Genomic DNA, 20,258 nt, shown 5'->3' with positions numbered 1-20,258 from the left:
ATGACCCAATCGAGCGATATAAGACCAGGCAGACACTGTGTTTTCATGCTCCACGCTCACTTGGTTTTTGTCACCAAATATCGGCATGACGTGTTCGATTCGACCCACCTGGAACGGATGGAGGAGATCATGGGCGCGGTGTGCGCGGACTTCGAATGCGAGCTGGTCGAGTTCAATGGTGGGTCCGATCACGTGCACTTGCTGGTGAACTTCCCGCCCAAGGTCGCGTTATCGCGACTGGTGAACAGCCTCAAAGGGGTGTCGTCGCGACGGATTCGCCAAGACTTCCCTGAACTGGTCGACCACTATTGGCGGGGGCGGCGCTTATGGGCGGGTTCGTACTTCGCCGGTTCGGTTGGCGGTGCTCCGGTTTCGTTGATGCGGCGCGATATCGAGCAGCAGGCACACCTAGGCTAGGGCACTACTGACGGCGACGAAGTTCGTCCGCGCGAGCCCGCAATGTCCCGATGACCAGCTCACTGCCCTCGTGCGCCAGGTCCACCACTTCCCGCGCGCTCTTGCGCCCGGCGTCACCCAGGATGCCCGCGAGCGCGCTGCCTGTCCGCCGCGCCGCGACCGACAGCTCGTTGATCAGTTCCCGACCGGGCTCGTATTTGCCCATCTGCTGAAGCTCCATTCGCGGTACATGCCAGCTCGAATACCTGACACCACTGAGCGTACAGTCGTGCACTGAACCTGTGTCAACCCCCGGCCGCTACGATTTCCTCCATGGCGAGCGACAGCGCGCGGGCGTGGAACGACACCGTGATTCGGTCGGAAGCCGACACCGCAGCGGTGGTGCTGGTGCACGAGGTCTTCGGGCTGACCGACAGCATGGTCGACCTCGCCCAACGCCTGTGCGAGGCAACCGAAGCCACGATTTACGTACCGCACCTGCTGGACACCGATCCGTTCGACCGCGCGGACCAGACCATCGCCTACGAACGGTTCATGACCACACTCGGACCCGCCGCCCTGGCGGCCCGCGTCCTGGACTACACCGCCGCCCGACTCGCGAAGCACTACGACGCCGTGTACTGCGTCGGTGTCAGCGTCGGCGCCACCGCCGCGTGGATAGCGTCGGCGAGCGAACAGTTCGACGCCGTGCTCCCGGTCTACGGCTCGCGCATTCGCGACCACCTCGACATCCGCCCAGCAGGCCGCGCACACCTGGTCTTCGCCGAACACGAGCCCAGCTTCGACCCGCACGAACTCGCGCCGTCACTGGCAGCGATCGATCGGGTCAGCGTCGAGGTCGTGCCGTTCGGGCATGGCTTCTGCAGCGCCGACTCGCCCACCTACGCCGAAGCCGGACTGCGGACAGTCCTGGCTGCGGCTCGCACGCTGACCCGCGGACACGTCGACGCCGCGCGACTTCAGTTGTAGGAGTTGGCAACCCCGTCGAGCAGGTGCTCGAGCGTGTCGTAGGCGGGCACATCGACCACGTCGATCAGGTCCGCGGCCACCGGCACCGAACGTTCGGCGGCTACCGAGGTGAACGCTGCGGTGTCGCCGGTGCGGAAGCCGTGTTCGGCGGCCAGGCGACGCAGATCGGCGTTGTCGGTGAGCAGCTTGCCGACCCGGTCGCCGGTGTCGGTCAGTGGGACCAGGGTGTGGCTGGACAGGACCGTGGGGGTCGGGTAGGTCAGCACCATGTCCGGTGTGATCCGGCCGTTGCCCGCCGCTTCGACGTACTGGGCTTCGTAGATGCAGACCAGCGGGGTCGGGCCCATGCCGTTGGTGAGGTACTGGTTGAACGGGCCTTCGCTGCTGTTGTCGGTGTAACCCTGGGCCAGGAACAGTTTCGACAGCGTGGGCAGCACGTGCTGTTCGGCGGTGGCGCCGCGCACGATGGTGTGGTCGTTGGCGACGTAGCCGGCGATCGACAGGTACATCGCCGCGGAGTTGGAGCTGCGCGGGTCGGTGGTCGACACGAGGATGTTCTTGGCCACGGGGTAGGTGGTGTTGTCGGGCAGGTCGTCCCACTGCACGCCGGCCGCGGCCAGCTCCAGATACTTGTCCATGTCGAACGTGGCGACCGGGCCTGGCTTGATCACCCCGGCGGCGGTCAGCAGGTCCGCGATGGGCCGGTAGGTAGCGATGGCGATCGGCGAGGAGAACGGGGTGTACTTGGTGGTGATGTTGCGTTGACGCTGAATGCGTTCCGCGGCCGGAATACTGGACGGGAACGCGAAATCGAAGCCACCGAGGTCCACGGTGGTGGCGATCTGCCGTGAACCCGCCGGTTCGACCTGCACGCGAATACCGTTGTCGGCCAACACTTTCACCACCCGCCCGTCGGCGAAGAACGACATCTTCTCCGACCCGATCACCCCACGCACCACCGTCACCGGCGCGGCAACCGGAGCAGCCGGCGCGTCGGCGGGCTGCAACGCGACACCGGCGACCACCGCCGCCACCACCGCGACAGCGCCGATCGACAACGGCACCACCGCACGCCTGCTCACCCGCCCCCCGCGCGTATTCGACTCCCCCACAACGCTTTCAGCGACAACCACCGCAGGACGCACCGTGGTAGCGGGCGCGGGAACCCGCACCGTCGGGTCGGGATCGGCCAGTTCCCTGCGCACGATCCGCTCGACCAGAATCGGCACGAACTCCCGAATCGGCTTACCGGTGAAACGGTCGTGCGCGGCACCGACCGCGGACTTCACCTGATCCACGGGCACGTCCTCGGACAGATCTTCGACCAAACTCTCGGTCATGCGCCGCATGGCCAGCGTTTCGCGCTGGACGGCATCGGCTGCTACGCCGGGGATTACGCGCGACACCACTGTTCTCCTGGGCTCACCATCGGGTTCGAGGACGCGGCGGCGCCGGTTCCGTGCGCATCGCCGCGGGCCACGCTACCGGCGCCCAGCACAGTTACCCCAGCCGCGACGCGGGGTGCGCGCAGAGTTCAGCGCCGCCTTCACTGCCCGCCATGTCGCGTTGTCCGACAGTTCGCGTAAACCTCCAATGGCGAACTGGCAGTGTGTGATCCGCTACAGCTCGGTCGCGATCCGGCCCGTGGGCACCGGCTCTTCGGTCGCGGCCGACCCGTGCGCCGCCCGCACCGCCGCGCGCCCCAGCCCGCCGGTGAGCAGTTCCATGACACCGATCAGCACCAGCCCCGCACCGGCCATGGTGGCGAGTCCGGTGACCGTCTGGAACGTGACCCCGATGACGATGAGCCCGATCGCGAGGGTGGCCAGCCCGCACAGTTCGTGCATCCACCCGTCGACCACGCTGGTGTCCCACGCAGCCACCAGCGCCTGCACGATCCCGCGGACCGCCCACCCGATGCCGATCCACAGCGCGAGCAGTTCGATATTGCCGCCCCCGAACACCAACGCCGCCAACAGCCCGGTGAGCGCGGCACTGACCAGCACCAACACTCGAAGCAGGAACGCCAACCGCGCCATCAGCGCCAGATACGCCTGCACCGCGGTGCTCAGCACCAACGAGATCCCGAACAGCATGGCCAACGTCGACTCGTTGCGCCCCGGCCACAGCAGCAACGCCACCCCCAGGGCGAACGAGCACCCGCCCGCGACCAGCATCGCGGTGCGGACCCGATCCGCACCGGGGTTCATGCCAGCCGCTCCATCAAATACGGTGCGGTCCGGCTGGCTTTGTCGGCCGCTACCTGTTCCGGTGTCCCCTGCGCCACGATCTGACCTCCCTGCCCGCCACCACCGGGCCCCATGTCGATCACATGGTCGGCACCCGCGACTACGGTCATGTCGTGTTCGACCACGACCACGCTGGCGCCGCTGTCCACGAGCGAATTCAGTTGTGTCATCAGGATATCGGTATCGGCGGGATGTAGTCCGGTGGTTGGTTCGTCGAGTAGGTAAACCGTGTTGTTGCGTCGTGCTCGCTGCAGTTCGGTGGCCAGCTTCACCCGTTGTGCTTCGCCGCCGGACAGTTCGGTGGCCGGTTGGCCCAGGCGCAGGTAGCCGAGGCCGACGTCGCGCAGGGTCTGCAGGGCGCGCGCGACCACGGGCACGTCGGCGAGGAATTCGGTGGCCTTGTCCACGGTCATGTCCAACACTTCGGCGATGGTGGTGTCGCGGTAGGTGATTTCCAGGGTTTCGGGGTTGTAGCGCGCGCCGTGACACGACGGGCACGGGCTGTAGGTGCTGGGCAGAAACAGCAGTTCCACGGTGATGTACCCCTCGCCCTGACAGGTGGGGCAGCGTCCTTCGGCGACGTTGAACGAGAACCGGCCCACCCCGTAGCCGCGGGCTTTGGCGGCGTCGGTGGCGGCGAACAGTTTGCGCACAGTGTCGAACAGGCCGGTGTAGGTGGCCAGGTTCGAGCGGGGGGTGCGTCCGATGGGCGCCTGGTCGACGTCGACCACCCGCACGATGTTCGGGTCGGCTTCGGCGGCGGTGGATACCGCGTGCAGCAGTGTCGATTTGCCGGACCCGGACACGCCGGTGATCGCGGTGAACACGCCGAGCGGGATGTCGGCGTCGAGGTCGACGAGGTTGTGGCTGGTCACCCCGCGCAACTCGAGTTCGCCTTTGGGGGTGCGGGCGGCGCGCGGGGGGCGCACGATCTCGTCGAACAGGTAGGGCCTGGTCACCGAATCCGCGACGTCACGCAACCCCTCGACTTCGCCGGAATACAGCACCTTGCCGCCGTGCACGCCGGCGCCGGGACCGATGTCGATGAGCCAGTCGGCTTCGCGGACCACGTCCAGATCGTGTTCGACCAGGAACACGCTGTTGCCCGAATCTTTCAGTCGGCCCAGCACTTTGGTCAGTGCGGCGGTGTCTGCGGGGTGCAGACCCGCGGACGGTTCGTCGAGGATGTAGACCACACCGAACAGTCCCGACCGCAGCTGTCCGGCCAGCCGTAATCGTTGCAGTTCACCGCCCGACAGGGTCGGGCTCTCGCGGTCGACGCTGAGATAACCGAGCCCGAGTTCGATCAGCACGTCGATGCGCGAGGTCAGGTCCTGGGTGAGCACGCCCAACGCTTCGGTGCCGGGGGTGTAGGGCCGCAGCACTTCGACCAGGTCGCTCAGTGGCATTTCGGCCAGTTCGGTGATGTTGTGACCGGCGAACGTCACCGCGAGCGCTTCGGGTTTGAGGCGGCGGCCGTCGCACAGCGGGCAGACCTCGGTGTGCAGGTATTCCGCGGCGCGGGCCTTGGTGGCCTCGCTCTTGGATTCGGCGTGCGAGCGCAGCAGCAACTGTTTGGCACCGGTGTAGGTGCCCTGGTAGGTGCGATGGATGCGGTGCGGTTCGCGGATCGGGTCGACGGTGACCACCGGTTTGTCCTCGGTGAACAGGATCCATTCGCGCGCCGCGGGCGACAGTTCGCGCCACGGGATGTCGATGTCGTAGCCCAGCGCGCCCAGCACATCGCGCAGATTCTTGCCCTGCCACGCGCCCGGCCACGAGGCGATCGCACCCTCGCGGATGCTCAGCGACGGGTCGGGCACCATCGACGCCTCGGTGGCTTCGTGGACCACGCCCTGGCCGTGGCAGCGCGGGCACGCGCCTTCGACGGTGTTGGGTGAGAACGCGTCGGAATACAGCCGGTTGGTGCCCTCGGGATAGTGGCCGGGGCCTGTTCTGGCCGGACCTTCGGGATAGTCACCTTCGCGCGACATGAGCAGCCGCAGCGTGTTCGAAATGGCGGTGACCGTGCCCACAGTCGACCGCGACGACGGCGACGACCTGCGTTGCGCCAGGGCTACGGTCGGCGGCAATCCGGTCACGGTGTCGACATCGGGGGCTTCCACCTGGTGCAGCAACCGTCGGGCATACGGTGCCACCGACTCCAGATAGCGGCGTTGCGACTCCGCGTACAGCGTGCCGAACGCCAGCGACGACTTGCCCGAACCCGAGACGCCGGTGAAGGCGACCAGGGCGTTTCGGGGCATGTCCGCGTCGACGTCACGCAGATTGTGGACCCGGGCGCCACGCACCCGAACCGAAGAATCGACCTCGTGCGAATCCACAGCTACCTACGCTACCCGTCGGCAGTGCCACAACGACATGTATGCGCCCGTTTCAGAAGAACCAGCCCAGCTCCGGTGACCGGTCGGCGGTGAACGCGTAGTCGAACGCGGGTAGCACCGCGGGGTCGTCCACGCGCAGACGGTTGGCGGCGGCGAAGGTGTTCGCGCGCAGGCCGCCGAAGTAGATCCCGCCCAGGACGTTGATATCGCAGGCCAGCGCGGGCTCTCGGGTGGTGGGTTCGCAGTCGGCGATGCCGTCGCGGATGCGCAGGGCGAAGGTGCCGCCCGCGTCGCGGAACGGATCGTGCACCGCGATCACCGTGTCGAGGTCGGCCCGGTACGTGCGGGCGGTCAGCGCGGCGGGGATGTCCATGATCCGCGCCCACAGGGCGTCACCGCGATTGGTCAGCTGGACCGCGCGCGGGTCGGTGAGCATGTACGGCAGCGGATCGTCTTCGACCATCGGGGCTTCGACGACGTCGACCAGGTCCAGGCCGAGCAGCACCCGCCACAGCGCGGCGTGCGCGTCGGACGTCACGGCCCGGAATTCCCACACCGACGCGACCCCGCGACCCTCCCGCGAGGATCGTCGATACAGCGCGTACCCGTCGGCGTGCAGCAGCACGAACAGCGAGGTCGTGCCCTGCCGATGACGTTCGATATCGGCGAAGAACATGTCCCACTTCGCCTCCGGACGTTCCTGCGCCGCCGGTGTGACCAGCTGCCACCGCTGGTAGATCTCGCGAATGCGCGGCGCGGCATCGGACAGGGTCTCCAACGTGACACCACCGGGATCCGGTGTGGTGGAACGGAATTCGACCCGCCGAGTATCGATGGACACCGAAGTATCGACCACGGTCACCTCATACCCGAACCGCCCGTAGATCGTGGCCTCACTGGCGGTGAAGATCGTCAACGGCAACCCCTGCGCTTCGGTCCGCTCGTGCTGAGCCCGATACAGCTCCCGCAAAATCCCCCGCCGCCGATGCGTCGGCGCCACCGCAACTCCCGCCACCCCACACGCGCGCACCGCCCGCTCCCCCGGCACGGTCACCGTCATCGTCAGATCCACCGTGTGCCCCACCACCCGCCCGTCATCCACCGCAACCAACGCCCGCTCCACCGGAAAAACCTTCCCCTGAAACTCCTTCTCATCACCCCCGAACCGAAACCCGAACCCGGCCTCTTTCAACTCCGTGATCGCCGCCGAATCCCCTGCGGTAGCCGACCGAACGGAAAAACTTCTCGTCGATGCCATCCCCGTACCTTCCCACGCCACCGCAGGGCAGCACATCTGGTTTTCGAAGTCGTTCGCCGTCAGCCTTTCGCGGTCATCGCGCGTAGGTCGGGCAAGGTGCCGATGCGCTGGGTGGTGGGGCGGCCGGGTGCGGGGGTTTGGGGAGAGCCGGTGGTGCGCAGCAGGGTTCGGATCTGGTCCGGGGTGGCGCGGTGGGTGGTGCGCATGCCCTGGTAGGCGGCGATGGCGCCCACGACGATCGGGGAGGCGCTGGAGGTGCCGCTGAATTGGTCGGTGTACCAGAGGTCTTCGTCGGGGCCGCCCTGCAGGTCGCCGTAGCCGGTGGTGGTGACTTCGCGGCCCCAGCCCTGCGCGTCCAGGCGGGTGCCGTGGTTGGAGAAGTCGAGGCGGGAGCGGGCGGGGCCGTGGTCGCGGCCGTGCAGGCCGGGAGGTGGGGCGCCCGCGCCGACCACGATGGCGCCGGAGTCGACCGTGCGGAACGGGTTGCGCCAGGTGGCGGGGAAGTCGGCGGGGCGGGTGTTGTAGAGAGGGTCGTCGAGGTTTTCGGCGCCGTTGCCCGCGGCTTCCACGACGATGATGCCGCGGCTGACGGCGTAGCGGATGGCGGCGAAGTCGTCGGGCCACCATTCCACGGCGATGTAGCCGCGTTGGTCGGGGGTGCCCTGGTAGTTCAATCGTGGTCCGGGACGGTGCAATTCGATCAGCACGATGTCGCCGGGGTTCAGGGCGTCCGCGGCGGAGCGGATCGCCGCGGCCGAGCCGATGCCGAAGACCGAGATGGCGCGGATGTGGGCTTCGGGTGCGATGCCGGTGATGCCGAAGGGGTTCAGGTCGCCGCTGATCTCCCCCGCGACGGCGGTGCCGTGGTTGCGCCAGCCCACGTCGTCGGACGCGGTGCCGCCGATCATGCCGCCCTGGTTGTGTCGCAGGTCCTCATGGGTGAACCGCCACGCGCCTTCCACGTCGATCACCCGCACGCCGGTACCCAGCCCGCCGGGTCGGCCGTGCGCCCACACCGCGTCGATGCCGGTCGGGGCCGCGTCCAGGTAGGCCTGTCGGACTCGGTAGTCGGGAGTCACCGACGGGGCCTGTGTGGCAACAGTATTCACCGCCATGGGTGCCAATGGCGGTTCGGCGGCGGGCTTCACATAGGCGGCCGCGACGGTGTCGTCCTCGCGCAACCGGTGCGCGAGTTCACCGAGGTCACCCAGTTCGCCGCGCACGAAGTAGTAACTGAGATACTCGCCCGTGACAGGCGCCTGCGAGGTGTCGGCCAGTCGAGCCGCGAGGCGATTGTCCGGACCGAAGATCGGCACCAAATGTGCTGACGCGGGCAACATTTCGTCGACGTGACCGCGCACGGATCTGTTCTCCCGCAACGCGATCGGGGTGATCTCGGGCCCCGTCGGCACCGTGACAACGACGAGTTCACCCGGCGGGGTCGCGGGCGCGGGCACCTGTGATCGCGGCTGCCTGCTGGATCGAGTGGAGGCCATGAGTATCAGTCAACCGTGCCGCGGATCAGCCCGCCACCGTTCTGCCACACCAGCATTGACGACACGCCGTCACCACAGCGCGGCGACAACCCCCACCCCGGCGATCGCCGCGACATACACCAGCACCAACCGCGTGTCGCGCAACCAGCACCGACTGCGCCGCAACCCAGCGCGCCACGCCCGCCAATATCCCACGAACGCCAGCGCGCCGAACCCGACCACCGCCCACGGCCCGATCAACCACGTCAGCAACGCGACAGTGGCCACCACACACAACGTCAACGGGTCATGCGGTTGCTGTCCGCGCACCGCTTCCTCGTAGTAGACCCCGCCCTGACTCACCGCACCTCCACAGGCAACAACGCCCGCCCCGACGGCGCCGCCGCGGACAACCGTTGCGCGGACAACGCCGGCCACGCCTGCACCGCGCAGAACGGCGCGCACTGATCGGCGTCGGCGCGGGTGCCCACGTGCACGCAACACTGGGTGAGCCGTTCCTCGATCATGGTCGACATGTCCATGAACGGTTTCACCGTCACCCGCACGACCCGTTCGCCCAACAGTGTCCGCAACCGTTTACGCCGTCCCGGCAGCGCCGAGGACGCCAACGTCAACAGGGTCGACATCCCCACATCGCAGTTCTCGCAAATGTTCTGCCACACCTTCCCGATCTCCGGGTGCGACAGCGACGACTGCTCCGACAGCAACCCCAGCAGCGATTCCCGCACCGCCAACCGCAGTTCGGCCGGCAGCGACGAGTCCGCGATCCGGTTCGACACCAGGCCCAGTTGTTGCTTCAACCTGTCGTGGCCGATCAGCGAGACCAGCGACCGCCAGTCCCCCGCGTCGTCGCGCAGCAGGTAGCCCACCGAGCAGCAGTGCGGGTGCGAGCACGGCAGGGCGGTCAGGTCACGCCAGGTCACCAGGCCGTCGGTTTGCGGGCCGAGTCTGCGCAGCACGCCGGTGTGGGTGAGCCGGTTCATCGGATCGATGACTCCCGAACGGCCGGAACCGAATTGCGGTTGGATGGACACACCGCCCACAAACGGTGTGTCCGTGGCGGTGCGCAGTACGGCACCGATCTCGTCGTCGTTCACGCCCAGCGCCACCGTCATCACCAAGGTGGTGAAGATGGCGTTCGAGGAAAGCCTGTGCAGTGCTTGCTGTTTGCGCACCCGAAGGTCGCCGCCGCGGTGATGGCGGGAGGCCTGCGCGGTCTCCCCGTCATACTGCAGATACACCTCGACCCGGTCGCGGTGTTCACGCAACAGCGCCACCAGGTCGTCATCGATGGCGATGCGTAAGCCGTTGGTGTTGAGCAGGATTCGGGTGATGGGTCGCGCGGTCAGTTCCGCGAGCAACCTCGCCAACTGCGGATGCAGGGTCGGTTCACCACCGCTGAGCATCAGCACGTCCAGGCGCCCGTTCTCGCGGGCCAGTCGCTGATCGACGTTGGCGAGCACGTCGTCCACCGACACCACACCCCGCAGCTCGGGCGAGGAATCGGCGAAACAGGTGGGGCAGCGCAGGTTACAGCTGTCGATGATGTCTTCGAGGAGGATGCAGGTGTGCTGGGTCTGCATCTCGGGCAGTCCACGCAGGTAGGCCGAGGGCACCGGATCGAAATTGCCCGCGACGTCGGGCAGGTGGGCTTTGGTGGGCGCGGTCCATTCTTCGAGGTAGGCGAGGATTTCGGGGTCCTCGTCGTAGAGGGTGCGGATCATGCCGTGCCGCGCGCAGCCTCGTTCGAGGAACACCTTCCCGTCACGTTCGGCCAACCACCCTGACAGCCGCGCGACTTCGGGTAGAGGTGTGTCGGGGTGTTCGTCGTGGCAGCGCGGGCAGAACGCGGTGACATACCGCAGGATCCGGTCGCCCCGCAACGGCATTCCGCTCATAACCCGATCCCTATCCCGAGGACGCCCGTGTACAGCTCCGGGTTGAGGGCGGTGCACAACCCTGCGGTGAACACGGTGACCAGTGACCAGCCGATCATCAATCCCAGCCCGAACCCTTTGGGCGCCGCCTTCTTCCGCCGGATCAACAACCAGCCACCGACGAACGCTGACGCCGCGCTGGCCACCGCCATGAGCCCGAACAGCGCCTTGCTCACGGTGTTGTCGTTGATAGAACTGGCCACCATGAGCACGAAGAATCCCGCTATCGCGTTGACCACGATGAACGCCATCGCGCCTGCCAACGCCATCGCCGCGACCTGACCACCCTGCCCCGGCGGCTTGCCGCCCTGATGCGGAGGCGGTGGTGGCATGTTCGGTGGTGGTCCGGGAGGAAAATTCATGCCACGACCTTTCGTCGAAGTACCCCGTCGTAATTCCCGCGCCGATAACCGATAGTCCACCGCACCGCGACCAACACCAACCCCGGCAGCAGAAACCATTGCGGGCGCGTCAGATCCAGCCACACCGTGTCGTTGGCCCGCATGAATTCCACCAGGAACCGGAAGATCGCATACGCCCCGACATACAGCGTGAACAGCTCCCCCGGTGTGCTGATCCGGTCTCGCAACCACCACAGCGCACCGAAAGCGGCCAGCTGAAACACTATTTCGTACACGAAACTGGGGTGCATCGCCACACCGGCCACGCACCCGGCACACTGTGGCACCGTCGCGGGCGCGTGAATCCCCCACGGCAGGTCCGTCGGCCGCCCCGGCGCCTCGGTGAGCAGGCACCCGATGCGCCCCACCGCCATCCCCAACGCCACCGCGGGCGCGAACAGATCACCGGTGCGTTCCCGATAGCCGATGATCTTCTTCGCGATCAACACACCCGCATACGCTCCGAGCAGCCCGCCCAGCACACTGCGCGCCCCGAACATCCAACTCTCGTACGGATCCAGCGTTTCGGCCAGGCTCGTCAACCGCATCCCGATCGCCCCGCCGACCAACGCCCCGGTGACCGCCACCAGGGACTCTTCCCGCAGCGCGTCACGTCGCCGGCATTCGCCGAAGAACACCACTGCGGCCACGGTCACGCCGAGCGCGACGAAGAACCCGTGCGTCGGGATTCCCCACATCAGCTGCGGCACCATAGCGAAAGACTAACGGGCCGCGGTTCGGGTACTACCCTGTTCGTCGGTGAACCACAGTGCGACAGTGAATGTTCCATTTAGAATGGTGCACAGTGAGTTTCTCGATCACCCAGGTGCCGATCCTCGGGTACCAGCGTAAACAGTGTGACCGTTCCACCAGCTCGGGAATTCCATCGGATACGCAAGTCAACAGGGGGTCCATCATGTCTACAGCTGTCGATTTCGCGGCGCGGCTCATCGATCCGCGCGCGATCGCCGCGGCCGGTCATTCGGCGGTGCTGGCCTACATCTCACCCAGCAGGCCCGGCGCGAACTTCGGTGCCAAGCCGATCACCGCCGACTACGCTCGCGCGCTGACCGCCGCGGGCCTGGACATCGTGTCCATCTGGCAGTACGGCAAACCCGGCGACCCGACCCCGTCGGACTGGACCACCGGTTTCGACGGCGGCCGCCGGATGGCCGAGCAGGCCTTGGCCACGCATCTCGCCGTGGGCGCACCGCGGCACGCGCCGATCTTCTTCGCGGTCGACGAGGACATCACCCTGTCGCAGTGGAACGGCGCGGCCGTGGAGTTCTTCCGCGGCGTGAACTCGATACTGGGCAGGGAATGGACCGGGATCTACGGGCACGCCCGAGTGTGTGCGTGGGCGATCGAAGACGGGGTGATCGGCGCGCGCGGGGATTTCAGTTGGGCGTGGCAGACGCGGGCATGGTCGGGCACCGAACGGGAACCGCGCGCGGTGCTCTACCAGCGGGTGATCGACACCCCGAGCAATCCCGGTCCGTTGATCGACGGCACCCGCGTGGACGTCAACGACATCCTCGCGGCCGATTTCGGGCAGTGGGCCCTGGACCGTCCGGTGACCGTGGCCCCGCAGTTCACCGAAATCGACCGCTTCGGACCCTCGCATTCCCCGCGCGACGGCGCCAGGGTCACCAACTTCCTGCTGCACACCCAGGAAGGCAACGGCACCGCCGAATCCCTTGCCGCCTACCTGAACAACCCCGACAACGGAGTGTCCTATCACTACACGCTGCGTGACGCGGTGGTCGTGCGGGTGGTGCCCGAGGAGCTGGCGGCGTGGTCGGTGCTGTCGGCGAACCCGTTCACGGTGAATCTGTGTTTCGCGGGTAGTCGGGTCGCGTGGTCGCGGCAGCAGTGGCTGGCCATCGACGGTGATCTGCGGATCGCGGCGTATATCGCGGTGCGCAGCGCGCACCGGCACGGGCATTCGACCCGGGTGATCGCCCCGGATTACCACGTCGCCGACGGTATTTCCGATCACCAGTATGTGACTCGGGCGCTGGGGATCGGTTCGCATACCGATGTGGGCCCGAACTTTCCGTGGGATGTGTTCGCCGCGCACGTCGCGTCCTTCGCCGGTGGTGGCGGTGGGGCGCAGACCGCGATCGATGTGCGGGCGGCGGCATCGACGTGGTTGGGTGCGCGGCGCACCGACGGCGAACTCGCCACTCCCGACGGAGTGGGTCGCTTCGCCGAATTCGAGAACGGTTATGTGTATTGGCATCCGACCACCGACGCCCACGCCATCCCGACTGCGGTGATGTCCAAATACGCCGAGTTAGGCTGGGAGACAGGCCCTTTGGGATACCCCGTCGCCGAACATGCGGCCTTGCCCGACCCGCGAGGCACCGGCCCCGGTCTGGCCCAGGCCTTCCAGGGCGGCACCGTGTATCGGCGCGCGAACCAACCCGCGTACTGGGTGCACGGCGCGATCGGTGACCGGTGGGCGGCAGCGGGGCACGAGAACGGCGAGCTCGGCTGGCCCACCTCCGACGAAACCACCCACGACGACGGGGTCTACCAGGCGTTCGAGTTCGGCCGGATCTACTGGGTGCCCGAACAGATCGTGGCGCTGCGCAATTCCGGCGAGCCTGACACTCCGCTGGCTAGGCCTGCGTGAGCGGTCAGGCCAGCAGCAGCGCGAGCGTGGTGGCGGCGGCGCCCAGTACCAGCGCCGCGACCACCAGGATCGCGATAAACCGGATCCGCGACGACGGGCCGGTGTAGGTGTCGGTCTCGTCGGCATTGAGCATGTCGTCGATGTCGATGGCGGCGAACTCACGCGTGGATTCGAGAGGGCCGGGCTGCTCGGTCATGTGCGTACGGTAGTCCAGGCCGTCGCTTCCCGCCCCCTCAACCCCGCTCATGTCTGCGACACCGGGGTGCGCGCGGCAGCGAGAAGCTCGTCCAGTTGCGCTTCGGCCCGTTCTGCACGGGCCAGAGTCTGCTGGCGGGCGTCGTCGAGCACGGCCCACCGTTCCGCGGCTTCAGCACGAACCTGTTCGAGCGCGGCCGCTGCTTCGTCCCGACGCAACTGCGTTTCGGCAGTAGTGGTTCGGCGCAGTTCCGCGAGTTCAGCGCGGGTGCGGTCGAGCTCGCCACGCACAGTATCGAGTTCGGTGCGCGCCCGCCGCCATTCCTCGCGCGCTTCGGCCGCCGCCTCGACACGTTCGGCGGTGGCAAGTTCGGCACGTTCGGTCGCGCGATCGGCATCAGCGGCCCGCTGAACCGCCAAGTCACGTTCGGCATTGGCGGCGGCGATCCGCGCTTCGGCCTCTCGCCGCTGATGCGCGATCTCCGCGTCCGCCCGCTGCTGCGCGCGAGCAACAGCGTCGTCGGCCTCCTGTTTCGCCTTCTCGGTCTCATCGGCTGCTTGCCGCTGCGCCGCCCGCACCAGTTCCTCGGCCTCACTGCGCGCCGCGAACACATCCTCGGCCGCCTGCCGAGTGAGCCCATCCACCGAGGCCACCACCTCATCCCGGGCCGCGAGCGCCTCCTCCACCGCCTTCTCGGCCTTCTCCGCGGCAGCCACCGCCTCCTCGGCCACCGATTCCGCCAGCGCCCGAGCCTGTTCGGTCTCCCGCCGCGACTGCTCCGCCGCCACCGCAGCCATCTCCGCCTCGGCAATCCGCCGAGCAGCATCCGCCTGCACAGCCTGGACCTGCGCCTCAGCCACCGACGGATCCCCGATCGTCTGCAACTCAGCCACGGCCGCGGTCAACGTAGTCCCCAACTGCTCAGCCAACCCCCGAAACTGCCCGAGCAACTCATCGGCCCGCAACCGAGCCACGGTCACCGGTCCCTGAGCCGTCACAGTGACAGCAGCCGTCGCACTCTCGGACTCCTGTTGTTCCCGTTGCCTTTCCCGCCAAGCCCGCCACCGAGTGTGGTCCGGATGATCACAGTATTCCGACGGCCGCCCCGGCCCACCCCCACGAGTAATAGGACGGGCACACCCTGGGTAGTTGCATACGCTCGACACCGCTGAATCGTAGCGTTGGTTTCGTCATTCCGTTACGTATCAGACGAAACGAAACCCGTGTCGCCCCTTGAAGAGTCAAATCTCTAGCCCACCATCCTGACCCCCGATAAGTGAACATTATCGGCGGTCAGGATCTCAGCCCGTCCTGAATGACCTTGATATATTTACGTTTACGTTTGGTAACATCCAACGCAACGTAATGGCTACGAAACCCCGCGAAAACTGTGCTCGCCTGTACGGACGTACCACTGGTGTCGGTTTCCAACTGAGTTGGCAATTTCTCACGTAGTTGGCAATCCAATGGCTCGCGGACGGTCGAAACAGCCAGATGTTTGCGTGGCTCGAGGACGTCGGCTTCGTCGTCGAGGCATCGCCGCGGTGCCAACTTGTGGTGATTACTTGGACTGCTGCGGACCGACCGCTGCCGGTGGTAGGACACGCGCTGTTGAGACCGCGAAGTCGGATGTGAGCGGAGGATCCTGGCGGCGCGGTAGCAACAGCGGGCTGGCCAGGATCAGTAGTCCTGCAACCGCGATGGCGGTGCGGGGACTGGTTGCGGCGGCGAGTAGTCCGCCGAGTGCGCTGAGGACGGCGATGGCGGCGCTGTTGCTGATCGACCACGCCATCAGGGTGCGCGCGATGCGCTCGTTGGGGGTGTGTTCGAGTCGATAGGTGGCGAGCACCGGGGTGTAAATGCTCATGCTGACGATGATCGCGAGCTCGACAACGATCACCGTCGCGAGGCCGACGACACCGGGCTGGACGAAGGCGAGGCCGATCAGCCAGACCGCGCGCAGCGTGCCGACGATACGAAGAATTCGGTATCGGCCATACCGTGTTACGACACGGCTGGCAAGGCGTGAGCCGATGAGCCCGCCGAGGCAGGGGGCGGCGAAGGCGAGACCGTACTGCCAGGGTGAGAATCCGAGCTGGCGCAGCAGCAACACCGCCAGCAGTGGCTCGGTCGCCATGATCAGTCCGCTGACGAGCAGCTGATTGAGGTAAAGCGATCGTAAGCCGCTGTGGGACAGGATATGCCGCCATCCATCGAGCAACTCCCCTGCCCGCACCTGGCGTTTGGCGGTACGATCCGGGTGTTCTCCGCGGCCACAGATCATCGTGAGCCCTAGCGCGGAGAGTAGGTAGCTGAGCGCGTCGACCATCACGGTGATGACCGGACCGAAAAGGCCGATCGCCGCGCCGCCCAGTGGTGGACCGACGGCAATGGAACTCCAGTTCGTCGATTCAAATCGCGCGTTGGCCACAAGTAGGTCGTCCTGCCGGACAAGGGCTTTCAGGTACGCGCCGCTCGCCGCGCCGAAGGCGATCTTGGCTGCAGCGACCACGACCGAGACGACCAGCAACTGAACGAAACTGAGCCGACCGAAGGCGTAGGCGACCGGGATCGTCATCATGACCGCGAACCGCGCCAGGTCCATCGTGATCATCACCGGTCGCTTGCGGCGAAACTCCAACCAGGGCCCCAGCGGCAACGCGACCAGCGCGCCCACCGCCGGTCCCACCGCTGACAGTGTGGACACCTGAACGGGGCTGGCGTCCAACACCAGCACGGCGATCAGCGGTAACGCGCCGAATCCCAGTCCGGAGCCGTAGGCACTGACCGCATATGACGCCCACAGCCAGCCGAACTGACGACCCAACGACCTTCCGTGCACAAGCTCCATGCCTTCCGCTTCGAACAACTCGCTGTTGATCGCAGTGATCAAAGCAAGGTCGATGAGGCGTAATCAAACAACGGAGCTGGTGGCGAGCCACAACCGAATGTTGTGCCCGTAGGGTTGCCGTGTGGATCTCAACGCCGTGCGCACCTTTGTCGCCGCCGCGGACACAGGCCAGTTCCAAGAGGCCGCCGCCGTGCTGTCGATCACTCAGCAAGCGGTCTCCAAGCGCATTGCGGCTCTGGAGAAATATCTGGATGTCCGCTTGTTCGCCCGTACGGCCCGCGGCGCTCAGCTCACCATCGACGGCCAGGCGTTCCTGCCGCACGCCCGTGAACTGCTTCGTGTCGCCGAACGCGCCGACGCCTCCGTGCGCCCTGGTCGGCGCGCGCTGCGTGTCGATATCGTCGCCCGGCGGATCGCACCGGCGGGGCTTCTCCAGGACTTCCACCGCATGCATCCCGACATAGAGCTGGACCTCATCACCCTCGACGCCGACGTCACCGCGGCGATCGCCGCAATCGAAGCCGGAACGATCGACGCAACCTTCCACGCCGTCCCCCTGCACCAGCATCTGCCCAAGATGATCAGCACTGCCCGAGTTCTCGACGAGCCGCACCAACTGCTCGTCGGCCCCCGCCACCCGCTCGCAAACGCCGTCGCCGTCACGCCCTCACAACTGGCCGGACACAGAATCTGGATGCCCGGCCTGCCGTCGCGCGGCGAGGTGGCCGACTACTACGCCGAACTCACCACCACCTTCGAGTTCACCATCGACGCACTCGGCCCTGTCTTCGCGAAAGAGGCCCTGCTGGAGGAGATCGCCGACTCAGCCGACCTGGCGACCCTGGTCGGCGAAGGCACACGATATCTGTGGCCGGACAGCTACGATCTGCGGCGCATACCGCTGCATAACCCGACACCGGTCTACCCGATGTCGATAATCTGGCGCGACGACAATCAGCATCCCGCACTCACCACACTCCGCGACTACCTCGACTCCACGCGAGCGTGCGCACCCGACACCGAGGTCTGGACACCAGCGTGGACCGCAGCGCATCCCGCACACACGGCGGCCTCCCGCTGATCGGCAATATCCACGGACCGTTCGTAGCTGCGCTGTGAACCCCCTGATCCGCGACGTGCGACGGTCCAGAATCAACGCGACGAAGCAAACGAACTACCCAGGCCAACAACACTATTGAGAGCAATTGGCCAACCGATAGGTTTCGGCTCAATCACGCGGCCAAGACCCGCCTCGCCCGCAGTATTCCCATGCCAGCGAACGAACTGTCAATTCCCAGCTCAGAGCATTCCGAGGATGACAGATCAGATGACAACCGACAGTAAGGGCACATCGCTGTCGCCAACATCGTGTCGGTCGCGGAACTCGACTATCGGGGCAGCGATCATGGAGTGCGCCCGAACGTGGTGCGCGAATCCGGTTCAGTGACAGGAGTACACCGTGTCTGAGTACGACGTACGCATGATCATCTTGTCGACCGACGACCTGGACGAGTCGATCGAGTTCTACAGCGAGACCCTCGGAATGCCGCTGAAGTTCCGCGACGGCGCGCACTTCGCCGCTCTCGACGGCGGCCCGGTCACCCTCGCGCTGGCCACCGCGGTCGACCATCCGGTGCCCGGCCAGATCGTCGTCGGCATCAAAACCGCGGATGTCGACGCCGCCGCGAAGGCTGTCGAGTCCGGCGGCGGCGCCATTATCAGGGGCCCCTACGACGACGCGCACGAGCGCCGGGCCGTGGTCTACGACAACAAAGGCAACGCGCTGGTGTTCTACAGCCCGCTGCCCCGGTGAGGGACTGACCCCCATGTGCCACTACTGCGGGTGCCGCGATATTCCGTTGATCAAGGAGTTCATCGCCGAGCACGAGTCGATCGTCAACCTCGCCGGCGATATCCGGCGCGCACTCGAACGTGGCGAGATCCCTGGTGCGCAACGCGACCTGCTGCGACTGCGGCAGGAACTGCGCGAGCACTGGGCAGGCGAGGAGCAAGGGCTGTTCACCGTCATGCGAGCGGAGCCGGAGTGCACCGACTACGTCGACGCCTTGGAGCTCGAGCATCGGGAGATGGCCGCGATAGTGGCCGAGGCGGACCTGCACACTGCGGCCGGCCAGGAGCTGGTACTGGCCTCGCTGGCTGCGCTGCGGCCGCATATCGAAAAGGAAGAAGACGGGCTGTTTCCCATGTCGCTGACCGCCCTGTCCGGTGATCAGTGGGACGTCGCGATCAACGCATGGGAACTCGTCCACCGACGCCCGGTTCCGGACTGAACCTTCGTTCAGAACCTCGGCCTACTCGCACCCGAAAGGTGTACCAACGGGTCCGAATCTGCGTCGGTATGCGGTCGGAGTCAACCCGATTCGAGCCCGGATGACAGCACCGTGTCGCGGGCCATCGCCTCGATGGGATCTTCTCGTTGTGGCGGGCGGCGTTCTCGGCGTCCGGCAGGACCGTTACCCGTGGGTTCACGTCATGGAGACGACGACCTTGCCGGCCTTCGCGCGGCCCTTCTCGACGTACTCCATGGCCTGAAGGGTCTCGTCGAAGGGGAAGACCCGGTCGACGACGGGGCGAATCTTCCCGGCGTCGATGAGGGGGGTGAGTTCGCGCAGCTGGTCGCCACTGGCCTTCATGAACAGGAAGGAGTACGTGACACCGAGACGCTTGGCCTGGAGCCGGATCTTGGCGCTGAGCGCGGCGATGCCCAGGCGGAGCATCAGGTTCGAGCCGAGTTCGCGGGCGGTGGCCGGGTCGGGCGGGCCCGCGACGGAGATGGCCAGGCCGCCGGGCTTGAGGATGCGCAGAGACTTGGCGAGGTTCTCGCCACCGAGGGAGTCCAGGACGAGGTCGTAGCCGGTGAGGAGTTCGGAGAAATCCTGGGTGCGGTAGTCGATGACCTCGTCCGCGCCGAGGTCCTTGACGAGGTCGATCTTGGCAGTGCTCGCGGTGGCGGCCACGTGCGCGCCCAGTGCCTTGGCCAGTTGGATGGTGATGGATCCCAGGCCGCCGGCGCCCGCGTGGATGAGGACCTTCTGGCCCGGCTGGAGATTCGCCCGCTCGACCAAGGCCTGCCAGGCGGTCAGCGCGACCAGGGGGAGGGAGGCGGCCTCGATCATGGTGAGCGTGGCGGGCTTGGCCGCCAGGTCGTCCTGGTGGACGGCGAGGAGTTCGGCGAAGGTGCCGATGCGGTCCTTGTCGGGCCGCGCCCAGACCTCGTCGCCCACCGCGAAGCGGGTAACGGACGATCCGACGCGGACGACGGTCCCGGCGAGGTCGTTGCCCAGGACGAGCGGGAGACGGTACGGCAGGATCTGCTCGAGGTCACCGTCGCGGATCTTCATGTCCAGCGGGTTCACACTCGCCGCGTCGATCCTGACCAGGACGTCGTCGGCGCCCACCTGGGGGTCGGGTATCTCGGCGGCACGCATGTTGGACGCGTCACCGTACTTCTCGACCATGAAGGCCTTCATCGTTATCTCC

Annotated in this window: 20 protein-coding genes; 6 read left to right on the top strand and 14 right to left on the bottom strand. The window is 66.6% G+C overall.

Annotation, left to right across the window (positions count from 1 at the left end; translation table 11 throughout):
• On the top strand, window positions 1-417 hold the full coding sequence (gene tnpA, locus ACFWVD_RS11615; RefSeq protein ID WP_379241971.1) for an IS200/IS605 family transposase: 417 nt from the start codon (window positions 1-3) through the stop codon (window positions 415-417).
• A gap of 4 nt (window positions 418-421) precedes the next feature.
• Here the strand turns inward: tnpA and ACFWVD_RS11610 are convergent, their stop codons facing one another.
• Window positions 422-622 carry a hypothetical protein gene (locus tag ACFWVD_RS11610; RefSeq protein ID WP_379241970.1) on the bottom strand — a complete coding sequence of 67 codons (201 nt, stop codon included), beginning with the start codon at window positions 620-622 and terminating at the stop codon, window positions 422-424.
• A 107-nt stretch (window positions 623-729) separates the two neighbouring features.
• Here ACFWVD_RS11610 and ACFWVD_RS11605 point away from each other — a divergent pair, with 107 nt between their 5' ends.
• Window positions 730-1,386: a dienelactone hydrolase family protein gene (locus tag ACFWVD_RS11605; protein WP_379241969.1), complete on the top strand. Its 657-nt coding sequence runs from the start codon at window positions 730-732 to the stop codon at window positions 1,384-1,386.
• Here ACFWVD_RS11605 and ACFWVD_RS11600 read toward each other — a convergent pair.
• The 9 genes from ACFWVD_RS11600 to ACFWVD_RS11560 form a co-directional block, all read right to left on the bottom strand.
• On the bottom strand, window positions 1,377-2,792 hold the full coding sequence (locus ACFWVD_RS11600) for a three-helix bundle dimerization domain-containing protein (RefSeq protein WP_379241968.1): 1,416 nt from the start codon (window positions 2,790-2,792) through the stop codon (window positions 1,377-1,379). The two genes, ACFWVD_RS11605 and ACFWVD_RS11600, sit on opposite strands and share 10 nt — an antisense overlap.
• Window positions 2,793-3,005: 213 nt before the next feature.
• Window positions 3,006-3,596 (bottom strand): DUF308 domain-containing protein, encoded by a 591-nt coding sequence (locus tag ACFWVD_RS11595; RefSeq protein ID WP_379241967.1) that lies wholly within the window; start codon window positions 3,594-3,596, stop codon window positions 3,006-3,008.
• Window positions 3,593-5,902, bottom strand: coding sequence for an ATP-binding cassette domain-containing protein (locus ACFWVD_RS11590; RefSeq protein ID WP_379241994.1), 2,310 nt, complete (start codon window positions 5,900-5,902; stop codon window positions 3,593-3,595). Before ACFWVD_RS11590 ends, ACFWVD_RS11595 begins: the two co-directional genes overlap by 4 nt.
• A 130-nt stretch (window positions 5,903-6,032) precedes the next feature.
• On the bottom strand, window positions 6,033-7,238 hold the full coding sequence (locus ACFWVD_RS11585) for a GNAT family N-acetyltransferase (protein WP_379241966.1): 1,206 nt from the start codon (window positions 7,236-7,238) through the stop codon (window positions 6,033-6,035).
• 59 nt (window positions 7,239-7,297) lie between these two features.
• Entirely contained in the window at window positions 7,298-8,734 is a 1,437-nt protein-coding gene (locus tag ACFWVD_RS11580) for a S8 family serine peptidase (protein ID WP_379241965.1), read from the bottom strand.
• A gap of 69 nt (window positions 8,735-8,803) precedes the next feature.
• Entirely contained in the window at window positions 8,804-9,076 is a 273-nt protein-coding gene (locus tag ACFWVD_RS11575; RefSeq protein ID WP_379241964.1) for a hypothetical protein, read from the bottom strand.
• The gene (locus ACFWVD_RS11570) at window positions 9,073-10,623 is read right to left on the bottom strand and encodes a radical SAM protein (protein ID WP_379241993.1); all 1,551 of its coding nucleotides are present in this window, start codon (window positions 10,621-10,623) and stop codon (window positions 9,073-9,075) included. Before ACFWVD_RS11570 ends, ACFWVD_RS11575 begins: the two co-directional genes overlap by 4 nt.
• Window positions 10,624-10,628: 5 nt before the next feature.
• On the bottom strand, window positions 10,629-11,033 hold the full coding sequence (locus ACFWVD_RS11565; RefSeq protein WP_379241963.1) for a hypothetical protein: 405 nt from the start codon (window positions 11,031-11,033) through the stop codon (window positions 10,629-10,631).
• Window positions 11,030-11,785: a prolipoprotein diacylglyceryl transferase gene (locus ACFWVD_RS11560; RefSeq protein ID WP_379241962.1), complete on the bottom strand. Its 756-nt coding sequence runs from the start codon at window positions 11,783-11,785 to the stop codon at window positions 11,030-11,032. The genes ACFWVD_RS11565 and ACFWVD_RS11560 overlap by 4 nt, the downstream gene beginning before the upstream one ends.
• 203 nt (window positions 11,786-11,988) lie before the next feature.
• On the opposite strand from ACFWVD_RS11560, the gene ACFWVD_RS11555 reads away from it, so the two are divergent.
• Window positions 11,989-13,710 carry a glycoside hydrolase domain-containing protein gene (locus ACFWVD_RS11555; RefSeq protein WP_379241961.1) on the top strand — a complete coding sequence of 574 codons (1,722 nt, stop codon included), beginning with the start codon at window positions 11,989-11,991 and terminating at the stop codon, window positions 13,708-13,710.
• A 4-nt stretch (window positions 13,711-13,714) separates the two neighbouring features.
• On the opposite strand, the gene ACFWVD_RS11550 is transcribed toward ACFWVD_RS11555, so the two are convergent.
• The 3 genes from ACFWVD_RS11550 to ACFWVD_RS11540 form a co-directional block, all read right to left on the bottom strand.
• Entirely contained in the window at window positions 13,715-13,906 is a 192-nt protein-coding gene (locus tag ACFWVD_RS11550; RefSeq protein WP_379241960.1) for a hypothetical protein, read from the bottom strand.
• A gap of 47 nt (window positions 13,907-13,953) precedes the next feature.
• Complete coding sequence (locus ACFWVD_RS11545) at window positions 13,954-14,811, bottom strand: hypothetical protein (RefSeq protein WP_379241959.1); 858 nt, start codon at window positions 14,809-14,811, stop codon at window positions 13,954-13,956.
• A 656-nt stretch (window positions 14,812-15,467) separates the two neighbouring features.
• Window positions 15,468-16,757, bottom strand: a complete 1,290-nt coding sequence (locus ACFWVD_RS11540) for an MFS transporter (protein WP_379241992.1) — start codon at window positions 16,755-16,757, stop codon at window positions 15,468-15,470.
• Window positions 16,758-16,878: 121 nt separating this feature from the next.
• Between ACFWVD_RS11540 and ACFWVD_RS11535 the strand changes: the two genes are divergently transcribed.
• The 3 genes from ACFWVD_RS11535 to ACFWVD_RS11525 all read left to right on the top strand — a co-directional run bounded on the left by ACFWVD_RS11535 (window position 16,879) and on the right by ACFWVD_RS11525 (window position 19,048).
• Window positions 16,879-17,838 (top strand): LysR family transcriptional regulator, encoded by a 960-nt coding sequence (locus ACFWVD_RS11535; RefSeq protein ID WP_379241958.1) that lies wholly within the window; start codon window positions 16,879-16,881, stop codon window positions 17,836-17,838.
• 399 nt (window positions 17,839-18,237) lie between these two features.
• Window positions 18,238-18,570 carry a VOC family protein gene (locus ACFWVD_RS11530; RefSeq protein ID WP_379241991.1) on the top strand — a complete coding sequence of 111 codons (333 nt, stop codon included), beginning with the start codon at window positions 18,238-18,240 and terminating at the stop codon, window positions 18,568-18,570.
• 13 nt (window positions 18,571-18,583) lie between these two features.
• The gene (locus tag ACFWVD_RS11525; protein WP_379241957.1) at window positions 18,584-19,048 is read left to right on the top strand and encodes a hemerythrin domain-containing protein; all 465 of its coding nucleotides are present in this window, start codon (window positions 18,584-18,586) and stop codon (window positions 19,046-19,048) included.
• Between the two features lie 195 nt (window positions 19,049-19,243).
• On the opposite strand, the gene ACFWVD_RS11520 is transcribed toward ACFWVD_RS11525, so the two are convergent.
• Window positions 19,244-20,248: an NADP-dependent oxidoreductase gene (locus ACFWVD_RS11520; protein ID WP_379241956.1), complete on the bottom strand. Its 1,005-nt coding sequence runs from the start codon at window positions 20,246-20,248 to the stop codon at window positions 19,244-19,246.
• Window positions 20,249-20,258: the final 10 nt, after the last annotated feature.

Source organism: Nocardia sp. NPDC058666 (genome assembly GCF_042714895.1).
GTDB lineage: Bacteria > Actinomycetota > Actinomycetes > Mycobacteriales > Mycobacteriaceae > Nocardia.
This window is presented reverse-complemented; position numbering and strand designations above follow the sequence as displayed.

What these genes read in the sequence shown, in the direction of transcription:
- tnpA (WP_379241971.1), top strand. Translation starts at nt 1, where the DNA reads ATGACCCAATCGAGCGATATAAGACCAGGCAGACACTGTGTTTTCATG.
- ACFWVD_RS11610 (WP_379241970.1), bottom strand. Translation starts at nt 622, where the DNA reads ATGGGCAAATACGAGCCCGGTCGGGAACTGATCAACGAGCTGTCGGTC.
- ACFWVD_RS11605 (WP_379241969.1), top strand. Translation starts at nt 730, where the DNA reads ATGGCGAGCGACAGCGCGCGGGCGTGGAACGACACCGTGATTCGGTCG.
- ACFWVD_RS11595 (WP_379241967.1), bottom strand. Translation starts at nt 3,596, where the DNA reads ATGAACCCCGGTGCGGATCGGGTCCGCACCGCGATGCTGGTCGCGGGC.
- ACFWVD_RS11590 (WP_379241994.1), bottom strand. Translation starts at nt 5,902, where the DNA reads ATGCCCCGAAACGCCCTGGTCGCCTTCACCGGCGTCTCGGGTTCGGGC.
- ACFWVD_RS11585 (WP_379241966.1), bottom strand. Translation starts at nt 7,238, where the DNA reads ATGGCATCGACGAGAAGTTTTTCCGTTCGGTCGGCTACCGCAGGGGAT.
- ACFWVD_RS11580 (WP_379241965.1), bottom strand. Translation starts at nt 8,734, where the DNA reads ATGGCCTCCACTCGATCCAGCAGGCAGCCGCGATCACAGGTGCCCGCG.
- ACFWVD_RS11570 (WP_379241993.1), bottom strand. Translation starts at nt 10,623, where the DNA reads ATGCCGTTGCGGGGCGACCGGATCCTGCGGTATGTCACCGCGTTCTGC.
- ACFWVD_RS11565 (WP_379241963.1), bottom strand. Translation starts at nt 11,033, where the DNA reads ATGAATTTTCCTCCCGGACCACCACCGAACATGCCACCACCGCCTCCG.
- ACFWVD_RS11560 (WP_379241962.1), bottom strand. Translation starts at nt 11,785, where the DNA reads ATGGTGCCGCAGCTGATGTGGGGAATCCCGACGCACGGGTTCTTCGTC.
- ACFWVD_RS11555 (WP_379241961.1), top strand. Translation starts at nt 11,989, where the DNA reads ATGTCTACAGCTGTCGATTTCGCGGCGCGGCTCATCGATCCGCGCGCG.
- ACFWVD_RS11550 (WP_379241960.1), bottom strand. Translation starts at nt 13,906, where the DNA reads ATGACCGAGCAGCCCGGCCCTCTCGAATCCACGCGTGAGTTCGCCGCC.
- ACFWVD_RS11540 (WP_379241992.1), bottom strand. Translation starts at nt 16,757, where the DNA reads ATGGAGCTTGTGCACGGAAGGTCGTTGGGTCGTCAGTTCGGCTGGCTG.
- ACFWVD_RS11530 (WP_379241991.1), top strand. Translation starts at nt 18,238, where the DNA reads ATGATCATCTTGTCGACCGACGACCTGGACGAGTCGATCGAGTTCTAC.
- ACFWVD_RS11525 (WP_379241957.1), top strand. Translation starts at nt 18,584, where the DNA reads ATGTGCCACTACTGCGGGTGCCGCGATATTCCGTTGATCAAGGAGTTC.
- ACFWVD_RS11520 (WP_379241956.1), bottom strand. Translation starts at nt 20,248, where the DNA reads ATGAAGGCCTTCATGGTCGAGAAGTACGGTGACGCGTCCAACATGCGT.